Raw genomic sequence first — 20,858 nt, 5'->3', positions numbered from 1 at the left:
TAACGACCTCTTATTTTAATAATTTGGCCATTTCATACTCATCAATGTTTTGTCCATCGATAATAAGAGCAGCTTTTTTGACACCCTCTTTCTCAAAGCCTTCTTTTCTATATAGTGCCTGAGCTCTTGTATTGTGGGCCATTACCGTTAATTCTAAACGCCATACATCATGTAATCTTGCCCACTTCTCAACCTCTTTAAACAAGCTCGTTCCAATACCACGCCCACTACACTCTTGCAATATACCAATTACAATGGCTGCAACATGTCTCTTTCTTTGTATGTTATTTCCATTCACTAAAATAAATCCTACTATTTTCTCTTCTTCAATCGCTACAAATATTGTTGCTTTTTCATTCTGTATAAATCGATGAATCATTTGCTCTTGTTGCTCAACTGTAGTTTTTCTTTCTCCTGGCTCGTATAACATAAATTTCGTTTCTTCATCTAATTGCTTACTTAATTGCAAAAATGGGGCTGCATCTTCTACTTTGATCTCCCTAATCACTTAAATCACCCTACCTATTTCATTGTGAAAAATTTTCCTTGTAAAAAGATTTTCTCCATTATTGCGAAAATCCCTTTCTAATTCCCCTATTATAAATAGACAAATTTCGATATTACTATAGCAATTATAAATTATGTCTATAATGTGACATCTTATCATCCTCGTTTCATGACAAACAAAAAACGTAAGCTTTACACTTACGTTTTCCCCTAATTGATGTAGGCTGATAACCATTGGCAATGCCCACCACTCATTCAAATTTCACTTTATCCATTCACTTTTTCCGCTTGCCAAAAATATTCACCAAATGCCTTAGCAAGTGCATCAATTGATCGATTTAGTTCTTCCTCTGTATTATCTACCCCGCCAACTTCAATTAATATCGCTTGTCCTGATAGGTCTTGATTGTAAACTCCATTCCCTGTTTGGAATCCTTTTTGAATTACACCACGGCTCATTCCCGGATATTTCTTACTAATCGTCTCGTGTAACGCAGTTGCTAATTGTAAGTTTTTTTCATAGTTTTTGTTACCTTTCCCAATTACAAAAGCAAGCTTAGCATACGATTTATCTCCAATTGTTTTTGTTGTTACATTTTTCCGTGCACTATCACGGTGTAAATCGAAGAAGTATTGTAATTCTTTATTACCAGCCATCGCTTCTTGTACAATTTCCCGTGACATTTTGTAAGAACTATTACTATTTAACCCTTTACTAATTAACCTTTGACCAACGTCAGTCTTATCGTTAGTAGATCCGATTCCTTCGCTTTCTAATTGTTCACGAAATCGGTCGCCGACTATGGAAATATTCGTTACAGAACTTGTCGCTTTATTCGGGTTTGGATCATTCGTTAAGTTCAGTAACGGCAAATAAGATTCCCAGCTATGCGAATGATATATAAATGCAACTTGTCTTTTTCCAGTTGTTTGAGCTGGTTGTTTTTTCTCTTTATTCGTATCAGGCTTTGGCGCTTGTCCACCTTCTCCAGTCCGTTCTTTCACTACTTCTTCAAGAGGAACACTCGACTCTATCGGTAAGTTAGAATAATTTGTTCCCTCACCTGCGATAACGATTTCTGTATCGTACTTACCAAAGCCAGGAAGCTCTTTTCCGACAAAACTACGTACATCGTTAAAACGAATATTCGTAGCCATAGAAAAGAGAAACGAAGAGATTGAAAAATCTTGATTCAAATTTCGATACTCTTGTGTAAAATAATGATTTTCTTTTCCAAGAACATACATGTAGCCATTCATCGATAACTCATTTAACCAATTATATAAATACGTTGACTTTGTCTCTTTCATAGAGGTTACCATCATACTAATAAGAAAAAAAGTCGCTAGTACCGTAGTAATAATAAATAAAACTAACTTACGTACACTTGTAAACTTCACATAAAAAAAGCCTCGATTCATACTATCACCCTCTCTATTTCAAGTTATGTACAAGCTCTAGAGAATAGACCGTTTAAATTCCGGCTATATTGTTAATGAGGTGAAATGAATTGAAGCTATTAATAGGAATATTACCAATCGCTCTATCATTCATTTTTTATTTGTCCGCTAAACATCCAAAAGTCTCTATTGTGTTACATATTTCTGCGTATTTAGCACTGTATGTACTCGGTACAATTATTTCCATTAATATATACGATGTTTTAATACAAGATTTAGTTTTCATGACGAGCATTCATGGAATTTTACTGAATCCATTTTTCCTTATTGCAGGAGCGTATATAGGAACATACACTTTGTACCTACTTTTGTCTCACATTATTATGAAAATAAAAAATGGAGCGTAACGAAATGCAGCCACCGTTCATTTGTCATACATGTAGAAAAAGAATTACACGAAAGAAAGACCTTATTACCACTACACGGTACTTCCATTTTTATTTATTTCACAACAGTTGTTTTAAGCAGCAACAACTTTTCATCCCACGTTTTATCCCTATGAATACACTTTTTTGTTTCTTTCTAATTATATACGGCCTTATTGTTGGTAGCATTCTTATGCTTACGGAGCCGTCTATCATTTGGCTTATTTTTTTGCTTCCTATTTTATATCGATTTCTTTCATATTATTATGTTGAACGTTTTTTCTCTACATAACGAGTGGACTGTCCTCTCGGAATACTTAAACATTCCCACTCATTTTCTTTTAACATTTTACCGATGTAAATAATCTGTCCAATATGCAAAGCATAATGAGAAATTTGCCTTTCAATTGCTTGCAGGACCGTATGTGCTTCACCACGAATGTATACCGTCTTCAATAGATCTTCCGGCATTATAGTATTCATCGTATTAAAAACGTATTCCCATCCTTCTTGCCACGCTGCAAGGGCTTCTTCCTTTGAAGAATAGCCTCCTTCAAATTCACCATCTCGGTCACGATCAACTTTTTCACCATCAGATGCTAAAAAATCCGTCCATCTGGAACGCATATTACCGTGCAAATGTTTCATTATAATCGCTATGCTATTTGTTTCTTCATGAGAAGACCATTGTATTTGTTCGTATGATAATTGAGAAAGTGCCCGTTCTCCTTGCTGTTTTGTTGTTTTGAAATTAGAAATGACACATTGTAAATATTCTCGTCCGATATCCATATTGTCCCCTACCCTCACACTAACTAATTTTCGTTCCATTTGGCAGTTCCATATTAGGCTGAAGCAACACAACATCACCAGCTTCAGGAACTCCTCCTAATACAAGCACTTCCGATTTAAATCCAGCTACACGCTTTGGCGGAAAATTTACAACAGCAACAATTTGCTGACCAATTAAGTCTTCTGGATTATATCTCTTCGTAATTTGAGCACTTGACTGCTTGACCCCAAGCTCCCCAAAATCAATTTCTAGTTTAATCGCTGGTACTCTCGCTTCTTTAAATTCCTCTGCCTGTGTTACTGTTCCAATTCTTACATCAAAAGTTAAAAAATCTTCAAAATTAGCCATTTTATCATTCCTCCCAATTATTACTTAGACAAAATACAAAAATCCCCTTTAAAAAAAGAAAGGCGCCTAAGCACCTTTCTTTTGTAATTCACTTGATTCATTTGATTTATAGAAGAAGAAACCAAGAATTCCGCCAATACATGATGGGATTAACCATCCTATTCCTTCTTTATATAATGGTAACATTTGAAGTACATTAGAAATCGCATCAATTTTAATGTTCGCACTTTCTAAACCGTTAAAGAAACTAATTAACAACGCACCTAAAATCGCCCCAATGTAAATTGTATTACGCTTCCCTATCCATTTATGGAAATATGAAAGAACGATTAATACAATTGCAACTGGATAAATGATCATTAACACTGGTAATGTTACTGTGATTAATTGTGTTAACCCTAGGTTAGATACAATTAAACTAAATACACATACCATAGTTACAATCGTTTTATGCGAAAGTCTTGGGAATAAGTTTGTGAAGAAGCCAGCACACGCAGATGTTAATCCAACAGAAGTTGTTAAACAAGCGAGTATAATTACAAGTCCTAATAAAATTTTGCCACTTGTTCCATACAACTCATTTACAACATTCGTCAAAATAAGACCACCGTTCTCCGACACACCAAGTGATGTACTTGTAGATCCGAGATATGCAAGTGATAAATATATTAACGTTAAGCCTAATACAGCAATAATCCCTGATACAACTGTTATTTTTGCGATTTGTCCGCTCTCTTTTATCCCTTTTGAGCGAATAACTTGTACTACAACAATCCCAAACACAAGTGCACTAATCGCATCCATCGTTAAATATCCTTGAATAAATCCACCAAAGAAAGCATTCTCTTTATAAGCAGCTAAAGGTGCAGCCGGTTCTCCAATTGGATCAATAATTGCTTTCCCGACAATAACAGCAACAATTAATACTAATAATGGTGTAAGAAATTTTCCAAACCAATCGACTAATTTAGATGGATTTAATGATAAATACCACGTTATTCCGAAGAAAAATATAGTGAAAAGAAATAGCATGTACCACTCTGAAACCATTGCATCTGATAAAAACGGCTTCATACCCATTTCAAACGAAACGGCTCCCGTACGCGGGATTGCGAAAAATGGTCCAATTGCTAAATAACTAACCAATGGGAAAATAAACGCAAATATAGGGTGAACTCTAGAAGATAGCGCTTTCAAGTCCCCCTCTACAAACGCGACAGCTGTTACAGCTAATAGGGGTAATCCGACTCCCGTTACAAGGAATCCTATCGTAGCAATCCAAACATTCTCTCCTGCTTGTTGACCTAAAACTGGCGGGAAAATTAAATTTCCTGCTCCTAAAAATAATGCAAATAGCATTAAACCAATTGCTACCGTATCACCTGGCCTCAATCGTCCCTTCATACTCTTCATTTGCATAGCACTTTTTCATTGTTTATCTTTATTTTCACAATATGCTATGCATCCTCCTCTCTGCTCAAGATGATAAAATATGCCCCTTACAAAGCAGTGTCTTTCTCCATAATTTCTCCATTCCCCTTATTATTACTCTAATTATTAATCTCGTCATTATTTTTTGTTTTTGATTTTTGATTTTTTTGAATATTTAAATCATTAGAGTGTTATTACGTGGAGTATAGTTGTCAGACCTCTTTGTTTTTATCACACATATAGTAACATATTTAGTTGAAAAATAAAAACATATTTTCAAATTGATTTTTTTGAAAATCAAAATTATCTACATTTTATATTCTTTCACACAAATGTTATTCGAGCACTAGACTCATTCTATATTATTATTTTAAAATAATTCCAAAAGCCATCTAACATATGTTAGATGGCTTTTGCATGTTACTCTATCGTTTCTACTTCACGTGGATTATTCATCTCTTCTACATACACAACTCTAAATCCATGATCTTCTAAATCTTTTTGAAGTGTTTCTAATTCACCATCTTCAAACTCTTCTCCTAATGTAAACATAATTCTACGAACTAATAGAGCATCATTATCAAAAGTCATTAAACTTTGAATACCAGTGTATTTCTTCAAAACTGTCGATAACTTTTGGATCGCTCCATTATAGTCTTGCGTTCCAATCATGACAGAATATTTACTAGAATGAACGCCCCATGCATCTTCTAATAACTCAAAAACTTTTTTATGCGTTAAAATTCCAAGGAAAATTCCTTTTTCGTCAACTACTGATAAATAAGGTAATTTTTTTATTGTAAAAAATACTTTAAAGAAAGATGAATCTTCTCTCACAAATCCTTCTTTATCGTTCAATAATTGTATTACACTTTCGTCAAGTGATCCTTTATATTCTAAAATATCTACTTTATATATATTCCCTAAAAATTTCTCTTTTTTTTCATCTAAAACTGGTACACAACGATACCCTGTTTTATTTAAATGCTCCAATGCTTCTCCTATCGTAATCGAACTTGAGCACAGTAAAACTTCCCTTTTCGGCACGTAATTCCCTTTAATCCTCATAAAAAGCCTCCTTATGTTAAAATACTTTCTGTGCCATAACTATATTATATATTCAGAAAAAAATAAATAATTTATTTTATTTTTCTGAAAATTATTCATTTTCTTGTCATAATTTATTCATGAATCCTTCACTTGCATATCTTCACTAGGAAAGCCTCTCTCTGAATGACTTAATGAAAAAGATATTGTAACTTTATTAGAAAAACGCTAAAATAAGAATAAGAATTTTCTGAATATTCAAAGAGTAGGTGGTTATATGTCTTTGTTACGCTCGCATATATGCAAATTTATAATTGGTGTCATTGTTATTTTTCTCATAAGTCCTATCCCAGCTCTTTTTATTACACATAATTATTCTTATCAAAATGGCTTAATAAGTATTTTCCAAAACTTCGATCAACTTTCTTCTATATCAATTCCAAAAATTGATTGGATGCATGAATCTATTTTTTTCTCAGCAAATCAGATGATACATACTTCTACTCATTCAACACCACTATTCCCTTACATATGGGAAATATATTTTTTATCAATTGTTCGTTTCACTTTCACTCTTGCAATTGGCTTCTTTATAAGTTTAGGAATCGGTCATCTATTTTTAAAAGCACCAAATTCAATTAAAAAGATCACTACTTTCCTACACTGGATACCGTACTCTTTTTGCACTGTATTTTTACAATGTTCTATCTTACTACTTCTTCTCTATATTGCAAACTTTATAAAGTTTTCTTATTTCTCATCTTTGATCATCGTATGTAGTACCTCTATGATTATCGTTATGCAAGCAATAAAGAAATGGCTCCCTTTCCTGTATAACACAAGTGAATATGAAATGAAAAATTCTGCTTTCCTTGTTGATACATTATTTTTAGCACTTACTTCGAATCATAAATCTATTTTAAGTTCTATTATTTTTTCCTTTTTAATTATGGAATGTACTTTTCACTCGAGCGGATTATTACAATTTATCGTTCAATTTGGTGGTACTGCACCTGTAATTGTCACAATCGGTTTACTACTATTGTATATCCCATACAGCGTCTTATCTTTTCTCCAAGCACTTTGGACAACAAACTACTCTAAACAACAAACATACACTATAACACGAAGTATCCCAAAACCGTAAAGTTACATAGCCCTCTATATTCTGAAAGTAGAGGGTTATTCCTTTTGTATCGAGGACAAAATAACAACAAACTCTAAAACTACACTATAAACATGCCAATATTTACCCTTTTCCTTTGACTATTCTTTTCATTTGGATTTATTATAAAAGTATAACATAATTGCAGGAGGTGACATCTTTATTTCAAACTTTGGAATAGAGAACACACTTGGACATATTAAATATTTTTCTCATCTTTGTACTTATTCTTATTTCGGGCTTTTTCGTTGCATCAGAATTCGCTGTTGTAAAAGTACGAAAAAGCCGAATTGACCAACTTGCAAATGAAGGTAATAAACAAGCTTTAGCTGCAAGAAGTGTCCTATCTAATTTAGATGTTTATTTATCTGCTTGTCAGCTCGGGATTACGATTACTTCTTTAGGGCTTGGTTGGCTTGGTGAACCGACTGTGGAACATATATTACGACCGCTTTTTGAAAAAATCAACATGACTGGAACAATGGCTAACACGTTATCTTTTATTATTGCTTTTAGCGTTATTACATTTTTCCACGTTGTATTAGGTGAATTAGTTCCAAAGTCTTTCGCAATTCAAAAAGCAGAAGCAATCACACTCAAATTTGCCAAACCACTTATTTTATTTGATAAAATTATGTATCCGTTCATTTGGCTACTCAATAGTGCAGCTATATTTTTCACAAAACTACTCGGTTTAGAGCCAGCGAAAGAAAATGAACTTGCTCATTCAGAAGAGGAATTACGACTCATTTTAGGTGAGAGTTTTAAAAGCGGAGAAATAAACCAAACCGAATATAAATATGTAAATAATATTTTTGAATTTGATGACCGGGTTGCAAAAGAAATCATGGTCCCTCGTACTGAAATGGTTTGCTTATCTACCGAAAATACTTTAGAAGAAAATATGGATATCGTCGCAACTGAAAAATATACACGCTATCCTATAATTGAAAAAGATAAAGATGACATCATTGGGATGATAAATACGAAAGAAATATTTCATGATCAAACGAAAGGTATTTATAAACCACTTGAATCTTATATACATCCCGTACTAACTGTATTTGAAACTGTTCCAATCCGTAAAACATTAGTACATCTTCAAAAGAATCGCGTTCAGATGGCAATCATTATGGATGAGTATGGTGGTACTGCTGGGCTTTTAACAATGGAAGATATTCTTGAAGAAATTATTGGAGAAATTCAAGATGAATTTGACGCGGATGAATCACCTATGATTGAAAAGCGTACCCCGAAGCTTACTGTTTTAGATGGAAAAGTACTCATTTCTGAAGTAAATGATATGTTTGGCCTACATATTGATGATAGCGATTTAGATACAATTGGAGGCTGGCTCCTCTCTCAAGCGATTGACTTAAATATTGAAGCTGGTTATTCTATTGAATATGCTGGGTTTCAATTTAAAGCATTAGAACTTGATGGACATCAAATCAAAAAAATTGCTGTCCATAAATTAGATATTAAAAAGGAGTTATAAAGTGACTGTTTTCTTAACAATCTGTATCATTGCCTGTTTCATCATTTCATTTCTCGCCTTTATTTACCCTATTATCCCAGGTATCTTAGCTGTATGGGCTGGATATTTGCTTTATCATTTTGGTATAAATGGCGGGGAACTAACAATTACTTTTTGGGTCATTCAAGCCATTTTCACCCTATTCATTTTCGTCGCTGATTTTATTGCTAATGGATATTTCCTAAAAAAATATGGAAGTTCAAAATGGGGCGAACGTGTCGGTATGATTTCTATCATTGTTGGATCGTTCTTCTTCCCACCTTTTGGTTTAATAATTATACCGTTCTTATCGGTATTTTTCACAGAGCTCATGCATAAAAAGACGCCAAAAGACGCCTTTCTAGTAGGAGTTGCTACTGTAGTTGGTTTTTTAAGCAGTACTGTAGCGAAAGCTATTCTCCAAATCATTATGATTATCATTTTCGTATGTTATATCATCTTTTAACCATCCCGCTTTTGGGATGGTTTTTAATATGAAATACCAACTCGACTATTTTCATATATATTTTCATTGCATAAACCCCATGTAAAATGTGCTGTATCACCAACTGTAATTTTCGCTCCATCTTCTGGCAATATATGTTGTTCAGTGCGATATACCCCCGTTATCTCACCGTCTATTAAATGCGTCGGACAAACAATGGTCCAACATAAATCACTATTATGAAGCGCCTTATATGCAGCTAAATGATCCTCTGCTGCTGCTGTCGTTTTCCTTTTTGATTCCGCTGATTGGAAACGATATACATTTGGATTTGTTCTCGCTTGTAAAATACCAGCTGTTCCTATCGTAATAATTTTCTTAACGCCTTCTTTTTCCATATACTTTATAATATTTGGCATACTCTTTGCTAATGTCCCATTTCCATCCGTTCCAAGAGCGCTAATTACGATATCACATCCTTCTATCGCTTTCTTTATATCGTTTTCGTTTAATATATTTCCTTCTATAACATGTAACCTGTCATGTTCTATTTCCATTCTATTTAAATCACGAACGAATGCCGTCACTTCGGATGAATCCTTTAATGCTAATTTTATTATTTCCGAACCTACTCTACCTGTCGCTCCCAATACACATACTTTCATTTGTTTACTCCTCTCTCATTCTTTCTCTATTTTTTCAATACTCTCAATCAATATACAACAAAAAAGCTTCCTCATATATAAGAGGAAGCTTTATTATTACTTTATTTCTTTTCTTTAGAATCAGTAGACTTCTCTGTTCCACTTGTTTCTTTATCCTTTTTCTCATCCTGTTGTGTTGTTGTGTCTTCTTCTTTCTTCTTGTCCTCACCTTTACTACAACCTACCATTAATAAAGAACTTGCAAGTGCCATAGCAGTTAATGATTTAACCCATTTGTTCATTTGCGTTTCCTCCCTTTGATAGAATATGTACAATCCCATATTACTCTCTATTTTTAAAGGAAAGATTGAAAAATAGTAAATATACGGTAAATGTTTGTAAATTTTCTAATAATAATTACATTTAGCCCTTTTCTCTGCATGAAAGTAAAAAACTAGGGCGACAACTATTCCGCCTTAGTTTTTTATGCAAATTTCTCGTTTTCATATACATGTGTAATTTTATACTCCTTCTTCACAACATATTGCCACACACTATAAGCGTAACGATTCATTTTCAGGAAACAGTTTTCCAAAAACGAACGAAATTCTGGATTTGCAACTTCCACTGCAACTTGAGCAAACTTCAATGCTAATCGTTTCAAATGTGAAATATAACAGATTGCAATTTGGATATCTCCTGTATATGTATTATCTATTTCCTTTTCCGTTTCCATTTCAGACAAATGAAACGAAATTGGTTCACATGTTATATGCTGTACATTCTCTCCTTCTTGAAAATTCACTTGTTCATTATATGCTTGTAACATATACGGTAAATGGTGCTGTATTATATCCTTTAATTCTTCATCCCGGATTTTTTCGGTATACTCTCCTACTTTATAAATTAACATGTAACTATACTTCATTAATTCTTTCATACAGTCCATTAAAGTTTCTCCTTTCCTTTTGTCTATATGCTATAAATATGACGCTAAAACATTCGCTATTCTTGCTAAAAACCAATCCCATTTACTAATTTCCTCAAAATCCTGTTCAGAAAATCGTTTTGATTTACGAAAATCCTCCTTTAATCGACTCCATACGTCAGCAACAACTGTTTTGTCATATATGAGACAGTTAGATTCGCAATTTAAATAAAAACTTCTATTATCAAAGTTTGCTGTACCGATATCAACAATTTCTCCATCAATGATCGTTACTTTCCCATGAAAAAATCCATTGCGATATTGATAAATTTCCGCTCCAGCATGTAACATGTCTTTCAAATACGGATAAGCAGCTTGTTTTAACAATACGGCATCACTTTTAAATGGCACGAGAATTTTTACATTAACACCACGATGTAATGCATCTTTTAACTCTTTCATCATTTCTTTACTTGGTACAAAATAAGGTGTAGCAATTATTAAAGACTTTTTAGCCTGCTTTATAAGCACCCCATATTTCTGCCATAAACCTTTTCCATTTGAAAACAAATATTGATATTTTACATTTCCTTTTGCAGGTAAACTTTCATGTGCAGGCATTTTTTCCCCGGTATCTTCTTTCCAATCTTTAGCAAATTTTCTTTCCATATCAGTTGCACCATTCCCATTGATACGTACATGATAATCACGCCATGGACCAAATTTCGGATTTTGTCCAAGGTATTCCTTTCCGATATTAAAACCACCGACGTATGATACCTTTCCATCTATCGTAACAATGCGTCTATGATTTCGTTGATGCAAAGAATAGAATATACTTTTCAGTTTAGGTTTTTTACTAAATGTAAACTGGACACCTTTTCTTTTTAATTGATTCAGTATCTTTTTCTTCAGCTTATATCCACCTATACGGTCGACTGACAACTTCACTTCTACCCCGCTAGATGCTTTTTTCTCTAATAACTGTAAAAACTCTCGGCTTATCTCATCTTTACCTACAATATAAAAATGAATATATATATACTTTTCCGCATTGTTTATATCCTCAAATAATCTCCTATATAACTCTTCTCCGTTCGTATATAGTTGAAATTCGCCTAATCGAACTTGCCCTAATTCATATTCACTAGCCATTTTTTTCCCCATTTCCATATCGATGTTCATCCATATGAATACACCTATAAAAAAAAGGATTAGAGCGAAAAAGTGCTTCATGGATAATTTCCTTTCTCCACTTACTGTTATTCCTATATCTTCCCTTTTTTTATACATAATCATTCAAGAAAAAATGTCCTTACATGATATATGTCCATATCAAACAACAGCTCATTTGCATATTGTATGTTGTATCTTAAAATAAAAGGAGGAAATATCAATGGGCTTCGCACATGGTAATGGATTTGCGCTTTTAGTCGTATTATTTATCCTCTTAATCATCGTCGGTGCTGCTTGCTTCTGCTAAGTAGTTATTGTCATATGATATGTGGATGAAAAAACTATAAAAGCGGACACCTATTTTTAGGTGTCCGCTTTTTATTTTAAAACCATTATCGTTTGTTATGGTAACCTTAACCGCTATTTATTCAATTCAAAAAGTTAACAATGTGGCTACTTTCTTACTCTCTGCCTTACGAATATTACGTTGTTCCGCACGTAATACAGCAATACGATGTAATTCTTTCTCTTCTTCTGTTTCAGGAATAACTCGTGGTACAGGAACTGGATTATTTTCCTTACTAAGTGCAACAAATGTAACAAATGACGTTGCAGCTATACGCTTCTCACCTGAAATTAAGTCTTCAGCCACTACCTTCACAAAAACTTCCATTGAAGTTCTTCCCGTCCAAATTACAAAGGATTCATAACTAACGCAATCAGATGAACGAACAGGATGTAAGAAATCAACCCAATCCATAGACGCTGTGACACATTCTTTTCTTGCATGTCTCGTTGCTGAAATAGAAGCAACCATATCCATCTCCGCTAATATTTTCCCACCAAATAGTGTATTATGATCATTTAAATCCGTTGGAAATACTCGGCTCGTTTTAAACACTCTAGACTCATTAGCTGTTTTTCCCTTTACTTCAGTCATTGTTATCGCCCCCTTGATTAATTATCCTGCTATTTGCGGGTAGTAAGACTCCCAGAAGAAATTAGGTGGAAGTCGGGCTGTCCGTATACTTTCAATGAGTTCAACTAATCATGTACTGTTCACTACACTAAATGAACTACACGTTTAATATTAACAACATTCAGAACTTTTAGTCCATAAAAAAGAACCGATGTTATCAATCGGCTCCTCTAAATACATATTGTTCTTTCGGCTGCTCAACTTTATTCCATTTCGTTACTTCTAAAACGGGAATATTGGCATGGAACGGCTGATAAAACTCCGTTGTTATTTCTCCTTCTACTTGGATCCAGTCATCATTATTCCACTCTACCCCTTCTGGTTTTTTCACTAACATACCATATACACCAGAATCCGCTACACAGTGTATAATACCGAAACGGAATAAGAAGTATTGTTCTTTTTTAGAAGAATCATCTCTGAACACAAACCCTTTAAAAGATAATTTTTTCCCAGTAAACTCGCCAGGATAGTTATAAATCGTCTCCATACCCTTTAAGAAATCTTCATCTTTTAAAGTAATACTGTCTTTCGTAACAAACTCTTTCTTCCCTTTTTCCATTACACCACGGTATCCTTCTTTCCCGTAATAAATGCTCGTATCAGGTCTTAGAAATTGCCTTGTCATAAATGGATCTTTACTTTCTGCTTGCGCCACTGGAAAATGGAATCCCTTCGCCTTAACAATATCGGAATCTAATGTTGCAATTGGGAAAAACAATCCTGTAATGATTGGAAAACAGAATAATGTGTAAGAAAACACTTTTTTCCACCATGTATTCTCATCTTTCGAATGATCATGCCCGCAGTGACTATGATCGCAACCACAATTGTGCTGATCTTTTTCTTTTTGATGTTCTTTTTGGAAAACGATAATAATTTGAACAATCGTTAAAAACCCTAAAATAATGGCTGCTGTTGTTGATAAATAGGCATACTTCATATTGATATACTTCGTAATATTACCAGAAATATGAAGCTGCGCAATTAATATTGTAAAACCTAATAATATATATGCTCGAAACATAACCTACCACCCCATCGCATAAATGAGTAGTGAGCTTGCATAAACAACAAGTGTAACTGTAACTGTAACGACAATTACAAATTTTGTTTTAAATGTCGCAAGCATCATAAACATATTTTTAATATCCACCATCGGTCCATATACGAGAAACGCGACGAGTGATGCTGTTGAAAATGTACTTTGGAATGACGAAGCAATAAATGCATCTGCTTCTGAACAAAGTGATAATATAAAGGCAAGTCCCATCATTACAGCTGATGAAGAAAACGGCCCTTGTCCGATAGCAAGAAGTGTTGAAGTTTGTACAAACGTTTGAACCGCTGCTGCAATTAACGCACCTAGTACTAAGTATTTTCCCATTGAGAAGAATTCCTCAACTGCGTGCGTACATACCTCCCACATTTTTTTACGTAACGGACGCTTATGATTCACTTCTGGGAAGTGATCATCTCGTAATTGATGTTCTTTAAACATAAATGATAATATAATTCCAACGATAATTGCTACGATAATCGCTACAATAGAACGATACCATACCATGTGCATACTACTTCCAAAAGCGACATATGTAGCAAATAGTACAACCGGATTAATAATCGGTCCAGTTAACATAAATGCAATCCCTGCGTATGGCGGAACGCCTTTTCCGATTAATCGTCTTACAATCGGAACAATTCCACATTCACATCCTGGAAACATCATGCCTAAAAAAGTAGCTAGTAAAACTGACAGAAATCGGTTCTTCGGCATCCATTTTGCCACCATATCTTCTGTCACAAACATTTGAATGAATCCTGAAATAAATACACCAATTAGCACAAACGGAAGTGCCTCGATTAATATTGAGATAAAAATTGTATTCATTTGCAGGAATGCTTTCGGTAATTGAAACAATTCCATGATGTATTTCCTCCAACTTTTCTTTAACAATATGTAATTTTAACCCCATTTTATTAATTGGACAAGGCTTATACGGAATTCATAACCTTCATACACATTACATTTCACATGTTATATTCTATTCCAAAATTGAGATTTCATAGCAAAAAAGCTGCTCTAGCGTAGTTTTACAACTATGCTAGAGCAGCTTTTTTATTGTTAAAAGTAACGTTTCTTCCAAAAAACAAATGCCAATGTGAACGATAAAGTTACACATATAATGAGTACAATTACAAAACCATACGCTTCACCTTCAAATGGAACCTTTACGTTCATTCCAAAGAAACTAGAAACCATTGTTGGTAAAGATAAAATAATTGTAATAGACGTTAACAGTTTCATAACACTATTTAAATTATTTGATATAACGGAACTAAATGTATTCATCATTCCACTTAAAATGTGACTATATATTTCCGCCATTTCAATAGCCTGTTTATTTTCAATTAATACATCTTCTAATAGATCTTGATCGTCTTCATACATTTTTAAAAATGTACTGTTTCGCATTAATTTTTGAATTACAATTTTATTAGCCTTTAGTGACGTTGTAAAGTAAACTAAACTTTTTTCAAGGCCTAACAATGTAAAAATTTCTTTGTTTTTCATTGATTTATTTAATTGGTGCTCTAAATCGATTGTTTTTCGATTTATTTGCTTTAAGTATCTTAAATAATAAGTAGAAATCGTATATAAGAGCTGCAGTGCAAAGCGTGTCTTTTTAAACGTATAAAATTCTTTAATACGTTGATTAATAAAACGTTCAAAAATTGGATTCTCTTCTAAACAAATTGTAACGAAACAATCTGGCATTACAATCATACCTATTGGAATCGTGTCATAAATCGAATTCCCCTCTTCATCATGCCTAACTGTCGGAATATCGACGATGATTAAGGTATTATTGTCTTCCTTTTCAATACGAGAGCGTTCTTCATCATCCAAAGGGTCTTTAATGAAATCTAAGTCTACATTTAAAGTTTGTACTAAATACTGAATTTCTTCTTCAGTTGGATGAAGTACATTAATCCAGCAACCCTTTTGCATTTCCTCAATCTCTTGTAGTTTTCCGTTTCGGTCTGTTAAATACATATTTAACATACTATCACCCCGATTCTTTTTACATGTAGGAATCTACCTCTCTTACATAACAGTTTTTGAACCGCCATTCTCAGCATATGAAACATACGTTTAAATTTCAATAGAAAAATTATTTTGAAAACGCTTTTACGTGAAAAATATTATAAACGTAGAAAAAGACAGAGGATTCTCTGCCTTAAAAAGCTTATGTTGCCTTTATAACATATTTAGAAAGCATCCACAAGTTAAAACCAACTGAAATCGTATAGCCAGCGTAAGTTGAAATGATAAAACTTACATAATCGAAATACGGAAGCAATACAATATTTAATATTATCTTTACAATAATTCCGATTACTAAACCTAATACTGTTTTCTGTTGTTGATTAATTCCTTGCAGCATGGCAGCCGTTACAGTAAAGAGTGAAAATAGTATACACGCAGGAGCATAATATTGTAGAATAACACTCCCTATCTCCGGATCATTCCCCGTACTAAACAAAAGCGTATATATTGGTTTTGCTAACACCATCATTCCAATCGCCGCTGGTACCGTAATCCCTACTACTAATAGATTCGTCTTTGTAAAATGTTTATATAGTAACTTCGTATTCCCTGCTGTATAAGCTTTCGTCATCTCTGGAACGAGAGACATACTAAAAGCAGTCGCAACTGAAACTGGGATAAGTACAACCATTTGAACAAGACCAATAATCGCATTGATTTTTTCCGCTTCTCCTTGCATATATCCAATTTGTATAAGTAGTTTATTAATTGTAAATGTATCTATAGTCTGATACAAAGGAATAGCTAAACCAACCACGACGAAAGGAATAGAATATGTAAAGAGCTCCTTATACAACGAGAAGAAAGATTTCGTCGTTTGCGGTATACTTGCCATCTCTTTTTTCTTTAAATGCCTTCTCCTTCTTACATAATACGCAGTTAAAACAGTTAATCCACCTATCGCTCCCATGAAAGCACCAAACGTTGAAATACCAACTGCTAGCGAAACAGAAGCTTTTAAAACATATAATACGACAAAACTTCCTATCAATATAGTTAAGACCCGAAAGAATTGCTCTACAACTACACTTAATGCCGAAGGGCCCATCGACTGAAATCCTTGAAAGAAGCCTCTTAATAAACTCATTACTGGTACAAGTATTAACGCAAAACTTACAATTTGAATGTTAGTAGCGACTGCAGTTACACTATTCCCCGTTTGATCACTTCCATCAACTACAAGTTCAGCTAAATGCGGGGCTAATACATATAGTGTGACACACGATACAACTCCCATTATTAACATAAAAACGATACCACTCTTTAGTACTCTTTTAACTGTATGATAATCATTTAGTTGATCATATTTTGATACCATCTTTGAAACAGCGAGCGGTAACCCCATCGTCGCTATACTCAGCATAATCGTATAAGGACGATATGCATACGTGTATAGAACGTACCCACTCGTACCAACCATTGCTGTAAATGGTATAATATATATAAACCCTAACATTTTAGATATCATCGTTGCCATCGTTAAAAATATCGTTCCACGTATAAACGGTGACCCTTTCATCACATTCCTCCGCTACGCTTTATTATTACACATTATGGACAACTCCTTTTGTTTAGAACCGAAACAAATAAAAAAGCCAATGAATCATCATTGACTTTAACGTGTTGTTTTTTTCTTTTTCAAATACTTTAAACCGAAGTATAGTGCAATAAAGAGCACAGCTCCTATAATTATGTAATGTGTGTAATCAGATGCATACTCTTTAATATGACGCCAATTCCCACCAAGTTTTTCACCTAAGTATATAAATAGAATTGACCACGGAATAATCGCTACAACCGTATAAAGTGTAAATAGTTTTAATGGCATCTTAGCTAGTCCTGCTGGAATAGAGATCGCATGACGTACTACTGGAATAAAGCGTGCAGAAAATATTACGCCTGCTCCGTAACGTTTAAACCAACCTTCCGCTATGTCTAAATGGTGTTTATTAATAAGTAGATATTTCCCATATTTCTCTACAACCGGACGCCCTCCGTAGTATCCAAGCCAGTATAAAAAGATTTGCGCTAAAGTACCACCAATCGTTCCGGCGATAACTGCCCCCACAAAACTAATTTTACCATCCGCTACTAAAAAGCCAGCATACGAAAGTACAATTTCACTTGGGATTACTTCAATCATTAAAGCAAGAGCTACTCCAAAGTACCCTAAGCTTGCAAAAAATTGCAATAACTGATCTATTATATTTGCTAACATGTTCTTTTCTATCTCCTTTTTTCTTCACATACCATCCCATTATCACATAAAGATTGCAATCTGCCAATATCTTCATTTTAACAATATGTACAATTCAAGCAGCATTAATCTATTATTTTTTCTTTCTGTGGGTCTTTCATATAAGCAAACATTTCTTTAATTTGCTCTTCTGTATTTCTAGCAATTGATAAATCCGGCAATTCATCTTCACCAAAAAACTCTATTTCTTCTGTTTCAATACTAACCTTCTTTTCCCCACCAACAATATTACAACCAATAAAAATCTTATATACATGCGTTGCTGAAGGCGATGGTTGATGCTTTTCTTTATCAAATATAGCTAGTAGCTTAAAACGATCTACTTCATATCCTGTCTCTTCGAAAACCTCTTTTGCTGCTACTTCTGTTGGCGTATAACCAACATCAGCCCATCCACCTGGCAATGCCCATTTCCCATCACTTTTTTCCTTCACAAATAATAGCTTTTCATTTTGACAAACAACTGCTCGTATATCAACTTTTGGTGTTTGATAGCCCGTCTCACTTGCAAATAGTTTCGCTACTACTTCCCAATCTGTTTTTGTGTAATGTGACATCATCGAAATCGAAATGTCTCGTAATTGTTGGAAACGTTCTATATCGTACACATCTTTAGAATACGTTAAACCCGCTTGGGCTATAGATTGTATTTGTTTTACCCAATCAATCCATTTAATCGTCATCTCTACACAACCCCATTCTCTATCAAATACATATCATTTCACTTTTTTGGTACACCTTTATTATACAAAAAAAGAGATTGATAATGTTCCAATCTCTTTCAAAATTAATCCAATTCATGTAAGTGGTCTTGTATATACTTCCTTCTTTTATTTATATATTCATAAATCATATCAGCCTCTTGATCAAACGTTTCTAATTTTTCTTTCATATATGGATCTTGTAGTAAATATGGACGAATCAATTCACACAACGCTTCTACTTTCGGCCTCATAAACGAAACTGTAAATTGGTCTTCTAATATTTCTTCTAAAATACTTCGATACTGCTTTCTAAATACAGGTATGTCTAACAATCTTGCACTTAACGTGTTATACCCTTGAATGCGAATATATTCATGATTAAGCGGTCTCCCTTGTACATCTCGCCCCCAAGTTGCATCATAATCCCACGGTATAACTTCAAATAAATTTGTCTCATCGTTATGGTATAGTGCATAGTTATGAACGAAACCGTCAAAGTTTTGCGTGAAAATTACTCCAGCTAACCATCGTAAATATTTATCTACATGTAGAAACTTCCCAATTTCTTTTTCATAATCTTCCCTCGACAAAGTATTCGCTTGAAATACAAATTCACTTAGTTGTTCTTCACTATTTTTATTCGAATATTTAAATTCATAACCCGCAAAGAGCTCTGTCTTAACATCTTTATCTCGCTCACTCATTAATGAAAAATTCGCATCATCATCTATCGCATAATAAATAGAACCACTCGGTAATCCTCTATTTTTCAAAAAGTTTTCATCAACTGATTCTAACTGTAAATATACACCTTGAATTTGACCATTGATTTTTATAAATACATGTTGTGATTTTGGCGAAAGTACACCAATATCATGAAAAAAATCTAAAGATAATTTATTTCGTATGAGTGACGGATCCATAAACTCAGAATTCAAATGAAACTCTTTCGCGCCTTGAAATTTTTTCGGTTTATAAAATACAACATGATAAGACTTTTTCTCAAATTCGCGAATATGAGCACCCCGGTATACGATATCAATGTCATACTTCTTTTTTCCATAAGTTAATTTTGCTGGCACTGGACTATCTGACCAAATATCTTTTTTCAATTCCACTAAGTACATTGGATGAACAAAAAAATCATATGAAGGCAGCATGTTTTCTCATCCCTTCTCAGTTCTCTTCATTCAATGTATGCGCCTTGTCTTGTCCATACATCCGCTATCATCTATTTATATAAAATTACACTCTTGTCCTGTTCAGAACGTCGTCATATCTCATATCATGTTAAGGAAAAAGAATACCTTTTCACTTTAATACATGATAAGGAGGATTTCTATGAAACGTGATATTAGAAAAGCTGTTGAAGAAATCAAAAGTGCAGGGATGGAGGATTTCTTACACCAAGATCCAAGTACTTTTGAGTGCGATGATGATCATCATAAATGTACAACAGGGTGTAAATGTACAACAGGGCGTAGATGTACAACAGGGCGTAGATGTACAACAGGGAATAAATGTCCAAGAACAAGATGTACTCGCGTGAAACATTGTACTTTCGTTACAAAATGTACTCATGTAAAAAAATGGACTTTCGTTACAAAATGTACTCGTGTACGCGTTCAAAAATGGACTTTTGTTACAAAAGTTACTCGTAGAAAAGAATGCGTTATAGTTACAAAACGTACTCGCGTGAAAAAATGCACTTTCGTTACAAAATGCGTTCGTTTTGAAAAGAAATGTTTCTGGACAAAACGATGTTTCTGTAAAAAATGTGTATTTTTCCCTCATAGCCATCATGGTTCTTGTGATGATTCGTGGGATCATGGTAAGGACTGTCACGATGACGGACACAAATGGAATGATTGCAAAGATAGCAGACACAAGTCTTCTTCTTGCAAGAATAAAAAATTCGATCACTTCTGGTATAAAAAACGTAATTGCTAGTTTTTTATGTCCACCAAAAAAGGCCGCGTT

The 20,858-nt window shown here is 33.9% G+C and carries 25 protein-coding genes; 7 read left to right on the top strand and 18 right to left on the bottom strand.

The genetic code is table 11. The annotated features are described in order from the left end of the window. Window positions 1-10 precede the first annotated feature (10 nt). Both DPQ31_RS10050 and spoIIP read right to left on the bottom strand, forming a co-directional pair. Window positions 11-508 carry a GNAT family N-acetyltransferase gene (locus DPQ31_RS10050; RefSeq protein ID WP_199631384.1) on the bottom strand — a complete coding sequence of 166 codons (498 nt, stop codon included), beginning with the start codon at window positions 506-508 and terminating at the stop codon, window positions 11-13. A gap of 266 nt (window positions 509-774) precedes the next feature. Further along, entirely contained in the window at window positions 775-1,929 is a 1,155-nt protein-coding gene (spoIIP, locus tag DPQ31_RS10045; protein WP_001079305.1) for a stage II sporulation protein SpoIIP, read from the bottom strand. Window positions 1,930-2,018: 89 nt separating this feature from the next. Between spoIIP and DPQ31_RS10040 the strand changes: the two genes are divergently transcribed. Together DPQ31_RS10040 and DPQ31_RS10035 are read left to right on the top strand one after the other, a co-directional pair. Continuing rightward, window positions 2,019-2,315, top strand: a complete 297-nt coding sequence (locus tag DPQ31_RS10040) for a hypothetical protein (RefSeq protein WP_000770731.1) — start codon at window positions 2,019-2,021, stop codon at window positions 2,313-2,315. 4 nt (window positions 2,316-2,319) lie between these two features. Beyond that, window positions 2,320-2,625, top strand: coding sequence for a hypothetical protein (locus tag DPQ31_RS10035; protein ID WP_044810160.1), 306 nt, complete (start codon window positions 2,320-2,322; stop codon window positions 2,623-2,625). Here DPQ31_RS10035 and DPQ31_RS10030 read toward each other — a convergent pair. The 4 genes from DPQ31_RS10030 to cbpA all read right to left on the bottom strand — a co-directional run bounded on the left by DPQ31_RS10030 (window position 2,598) and on the right by cbpA (window position 5,973). Beyond that, entirely contained in the window at window positions 2,598-3,164 is a 567-nt protein-coding gene (locus DPQ31_RS10030; protein WP_199631383.1) for a DUF1572 domain-containing protein, read from the bottom strand. The two genes, DPQ31_RS10035 and DPQ31_RS10030, sit on opposite strands and share 28 nt — an antisense overlap. Next, window positions 3,145-3,474: a chaperone CsaA gene (gene csaA, locus DPQ31_RS10025; RefSeq protein ID WP_001263027.1), complete on the bottom strand. Its 330-nt coding sequence runs from the start codon at window positions 3,472-3,474 to the stop codon at window positions 3,145-3,147. The genes DPQ31_RS10030 and csaA overlap by 20 nt, the downstream gene beginning before the upstream one ends. A 66-nt stretch (window positions 3,475-3,540) precedes the next feature. After that, window positions 3,541-4,878 (bottom strand): branched-chain amino acid transport system II carrier protein BrnQ4, encoded by a 1,338-nt coding sequence (gene brnQ4, locus DPQ31_RS10020; RefSeq protein ID WP_395935011.1) that lies wholly within the window; start codon window positions 4,876-4,878, stop codon window positions 3,541-3,543. Window positions 4,879-5,325: 447 nt separating this feature from the next. Continuing rightward, window positions 5,326-5,973 carry a cyclic di-AMP binding protein CbpA gene (gene cbpA / locus DPQ31_RS10015; protein WP_001220521.1) on the bottom strand — a complete coding sequence of 216 codons (648 nt, stop codon included), beginning with the start codon at window positions 5,971-5,973 and terminating at the stop codon, window positions 5,326-5,328. A gap of 256 nt (window positions 5,974-6,229) precedes the next feature. Here cbpA and DPQ31_RS10010 point away from each other — a divergent pair, with 256 nt between their 5' ends. The 3 genes from DPQ31_RS10010 to DPQ31_RS10000 all read left to right on the top strand — a co-directional run bounded on the left by DPQ31_RS10010 (window position 6,230) and on the right by DPQ31_RS10000 (window position 9,099). Beyond that, window positions 6,230-7,099: a hypothetical protein gene (locus DPQ31_RS10010; protein ID WP_199631382.1), complete on the top strand. Its 870-nt coding sequence runs from the start codon at window positions 6,230-6,232 to the stop codon at window positions 7,097-7,099. 208 nt (window positions 7,100-7,307) lie between these two features. Continuing rightward, window positions 7,308-8,615 (top strand): hemolysin family protein, encoded by a 1,308-nt coding sequence (locus tag DPQ31_RS10005; protein WP_097837306.1) that lies wholly within the window; start codon window positions 7,308-7,310, stop codon window positions 8,613-8,615. A 1-nt stretch (window position 8,616) separates the two neighbouring features. Further along, window positions 8,617-9,099, top strand: coding sequence for a DUF456 domain-containing protein (locus DPQ31_RS10000; protein WP_000215664.1), 483 nt, complete (start codon window positions 8,617-8,619; stop codon window positions 9,097-9,099). A 23-nt stretch (window positions 9,100-9,122) separates the two neighbouring features. On the opposite strand, the gene DPQ31_RS09995 is transcribed toward DPQ31_RS10000, so the two are convergent. The 4 genes from DPQ31_RS09995 to cls all read right to left on the bottom strand — a co-directional run bounded on the left by DPQ31_RS09995 (window position 9,123) and on the right by cls (window position 11,886). Continuing rightward, window positions 9,123-9,743 carry an NAD(P)-dependent oxidoreductase gene (locus DPQ31_RS09995; RefSeq protein WP_208731844.1) on the bottom strand — a complete coding sequence of 207 codons (621 nt, stop codon included), beginning with the start codon at window positions 9,741-9,743 and terminating at the stop codon, window positions 9,123-9,125. 101 nt (window positions 9,744-9,844) lie between these two features. Beyond that, window positions 9,845-10,024 (bottom strand): hypothetical protein, encoded by a 180-nt coding sequence (locus DPQ31_RS09990; RefSeq protein WP_001045965.1) that lies wholly within the window; start codon window positions 10,022-10,024, stop codon window positions 9,845-9,847. A gap of 182 nt (window positions 10,025-10,206) precedes the next feature. Further along, window positions 10,207-10,671 carry a spore coat protein gene (locus DPQ31_RS09985; protein WP_000340532.1) on the bottom strand — a complete coding sequence of 155 codons (465 nt, stop codon included), beginning with the start codon at window positions 10,669-10,671 and terminating at the stop codon, window positions 10,207-10,209. Window positions 10,672-10,701: 30 nt separating this feature from the next. Further along, a complete protein-coding gene (gene cls / locus DPQ31_RS09980) occupies window positions 10,702-11,886 on the bottom strand; it encodes a cardiolipin synthase (protein ID WP_208731843.1) in 1,185 nt (394 codons plus the stop codon). 160 nt (window positions 11,887-12,046) lie between these two features. Here cls and DPQ31_RS09975 point away from each other — a divergent pair, with 160 nt between their 5' ends. Beyond that, window positions 12,047-12,133 (top strand): YjcZ family sporulation protein, encoded by an 87-nt coding sequence (locus DPQ31_RS09975; protein WP_000505094.1) that lies wholly within the window; start codon window positions 12,047-12,049, stop codon window positions 12,131-12,133. 126 nt (window positions 12,134-12,259) lie between these two features. Here DPQ31_RS09975 and DPQ31_RS09970 read toward each other — a convergent pair whose 3' ends face one another. The 8 genes from DPQ31_RS09970 to cotH all read right to left on the bottom strand — a co-directional run bounded on the left by DPQ31_RS09970 (window position 12,260) and on the right by cotH (window position 20,038). Continuing rightward, the gene (locus DPQ31_RS09970) at window positions 12,260-12,766 is read right to left on the bottom strand and encodes an acyl-CoA thioesterase (RefSeq protein ID WP_000141169.1); all 507 of its coding nucleotides are present in this window, start codon (window positions 12,764-12,766) and stop codon (window positions 12,260-12,262) included. Window positions 12,767-12,962: 196 nt separating this feature from the next. Continuing rightward, entirely contained in the window at window positions 12,963-13,832 is an 870-nt protein-coding gene (locus DPQ31_RS09965) for a TIGR03943 family putative permease subunit (protein WP_000488051.1), read from the bottom strand. Window positions 13,833-13,835: 3 nt separating this feature from the next. Further along, window positions 13,836-14,732, bottom strand: a complete 897-nt coding sequence (locus tag DPQ31_RS09960) for a permease (protein WP_000418718.1) — start codon at window positions 14,730-14,732, stop codon at window positions 13,836-13,838. Window positions 14,733-14,930: 198 nt separating this feature from the next. Further along, window positions 14,931-15,872, bottom strand: coding sequence for a magnesium transporter CorA family protein (locus DPQ31_RS09955; protein ID WP_000933700.1), 942 nt, complete (start codon window positions 15,870-15,872; stop codon window positions 14,931-14,933). Window positions 15,873-16,056: 184 nt separating this feature from the next. Next, a complete protein-coding gene (locus tag DPQ31_RS09950; protein WP_002043092.1) occupies window positions 16,057-17,436 on the bottom strand; it encodes a putative polysaccharide biosynthesis protein in 1,380 nt (459 codons plus the stop codon). A gap of 96 nt (window positions 17,437-17,532) precedes the next feature. Next, complete coding sequence (locus tag DPQ31_RS09945) at window positions 17,533-18,135, bottom strand: undecaprenyl phosphate transporter UptA (RefSeq protein WP_000880689.1); 603 nt, start codon at window positions 18,133-18,135, stop codon at window positions 17,533-17,535. Window positions 18,136-18,239: 104 nt separating this feature from the next. Further along, window positions 18,240-18,857 (bottom strand): NUDIX hydrolase N-terminal domain-containing protein, encoded by a 618-nt coding sequence (locus DPQ31_RS09940; protein WP_000153580.1) that lies wholly within the window; start codon window positions 18,855-18,857, stop codon window positions 18,240-18,242. Between the two features lie 104 nt (window positions 18,858-18,961). Then, window positions 18,962-20,038: a spore coat protein CotH gene (gene cotH, locus DPQ31_RS09935; protein WP_000938007.1), complete on the bottom strand. Its 1,077-nt coding sequence runs from the start codon at window positions 20,036-20,038 to the stop codon at window positions 18,962-18,964. A gap of 181 nt (window positions 20,039-20,219) precedes the next feature. Between cotH and exsB the strand changes: the two genes are divergently transcribed. Continuing rightward, entirely contained in the window at window positions 20,220-20,828 is a 609-nt protein-coding gene (gene exsB, locus DPQ31_RS09930) for an exosporium protein ExsB (protein WP_033662989.1), read from the top strand. Window positions 20,829-20,858 lie beyond the last annotated feature (30 nt).

It is taken from the genome of Bacillus sp. COPE52 (assembly GCF_003355115.1).
GTDB classification, from domain to species: Bacteria; Bacillota; Bacilli; order Bacillales; family Bacillaceae_G; genus Bacillus_A; species Bacillus_A toyonensis.
Note: the sequence above shows the minus strand (reverse complement) of the source record. Positions and strands in the feature narration are given on the sequence as shown.

Coding starts and splice junctions, on each gene's coding strand:
- DPQ31_RS09940 (WP_000153580.1), bottom strand. CDS start 18,857: ATGACGATTAAATGGATTGATTGGGTAAAACAAATACAATCTATAGCC.
- cotH (WP_000938007.1), bottom strand. CDS start 20,038: ATGCTGCCTTCATATGATTTTTTTGTTCATCCAATGTACTTAGTGGAA.
- csaA (WP_001263027.1), bottom strand. CDS start 3,474: ATGGCTAATTTTGAAGATTTTTTAACTTTTGATGTAAGAATTGGAACA.
- DPQ31_RS09995 (WP_208731844.1), bottom strand. CDS start 9,743: ATGAAAGTATGTGTATTGGGAGCGACAGGTAGAGTAGGTTCGGAAATA.
- DPQ31_RS09960 (WP_000418718.1), bottom strand. CDS start 14,732: ATGGAATTGTTTCAATTACCGAAAGCATTCCTGCAAATGAATACAATT.
- DPQ31_RS10010 (WP_199631382.1), top strand. CDS start 6,230: ATGTCTTTGTTACGCTCGCATATATGCAAATTTATAATTGGTGTCATT.
- DPQ31_RS10030 (WP_199631383.1), bottom strand. CDS start 3,164: ATGGAACGAAAATTAGTTAGTGTGAGGGTAGGGGACAATATGGATATC.
- DPQ31_RS09985 (WP_000340532.1), bottom strand. CDS start 10,671: ATGGACTGTATGAAAGAATTAATGAAGTATAGTTACATGTTAATTTAT.
- cls (WP_208731843.1), bottom strand. CDS start 11,886: ATGAAGCACTTTTTCGCTCTAATCCTTTTTTTTATAGGTGTATTCATA.
- brnQ4 (WP_395935011.1), bottom strand. CDS start 4,878: ATGAAGGGACGATTGAGGCCAGGTGATACGGTAGCAATTGGTTTAATG.
- DPQ31_RS10035 (WP_044810160.1), top strand. CDS start 2,320: ATGCAGCCACCGTTCATTTGTCATACATGTAGAAAAAGAATTACACGA.
- DPQ31_RS09950 (WP_002043092.1), bottom strand. CDS start 17,436: ATGAAAGGGTCACCGTTTATACGTGGAACGATATTTTTAACGATGGCA.
- DPQ31_RS09955 (WP_000933700.1), bottom strand. CDS start 15,872: ATGTTAAATATGTATTTAACAGACCGAAACGGAAAACTACAAGAGATT.
- DPQ31_RS09965 (WP_000488051.1), bottom strand. CDS start 13,832: ATGTTTCGAGCATATATATTATTAGGTTTTACAATATTAATTGCGCAG.
- cbpA (WP_001220521.1), bottom strand. CDS start 5,973: ATGAGGATTAAAGGGAATTACGTGCCGAAAAGGGAAGTTTTACTGTGC.
- DPQ31_RS09990 (WP_001045965.1), bottom strand. CDS start 10,024: ATGAACAAATGGGTTAAATCATTAACTGCTATGGCACTTGCAAGTTCT.
- spoIIP (WP_001079305.1), bottom strand. CDS start 1,929: ATGAATCGAGGCTTTTTTTATGTGAAGTTTACAAGTGTACGTAAGTTA.
- DPQ31_RS09970 (WP_000141169.1), bottom strand. CDS start 12,766: ATGACTGAAGTAAAGGGAAAAACAGCTAATGAGTCTAGAGTGTTTAAA.
- DPQ31_RS09975 (WP_000505094.1), top strand. CDS start 12,047: ATGGGCTTCGCACATGGTAATGGATTTGCGCTTTTAGTCGTATTATTT.
- exsB (WP_033662989.1), top strand. CDS start 20,220: ATGAAACGTGATATTAGAAAAGCTGTTGAAGAAATCAAAAGTGCAGGG.
- DPQ31_RS09945 (WP_000880689.1), bottom strand. CDS start 18,135: ATGTTAGCAAATATAATAGATCAGTTATTGCAATTTTTTGCAAGCTTA.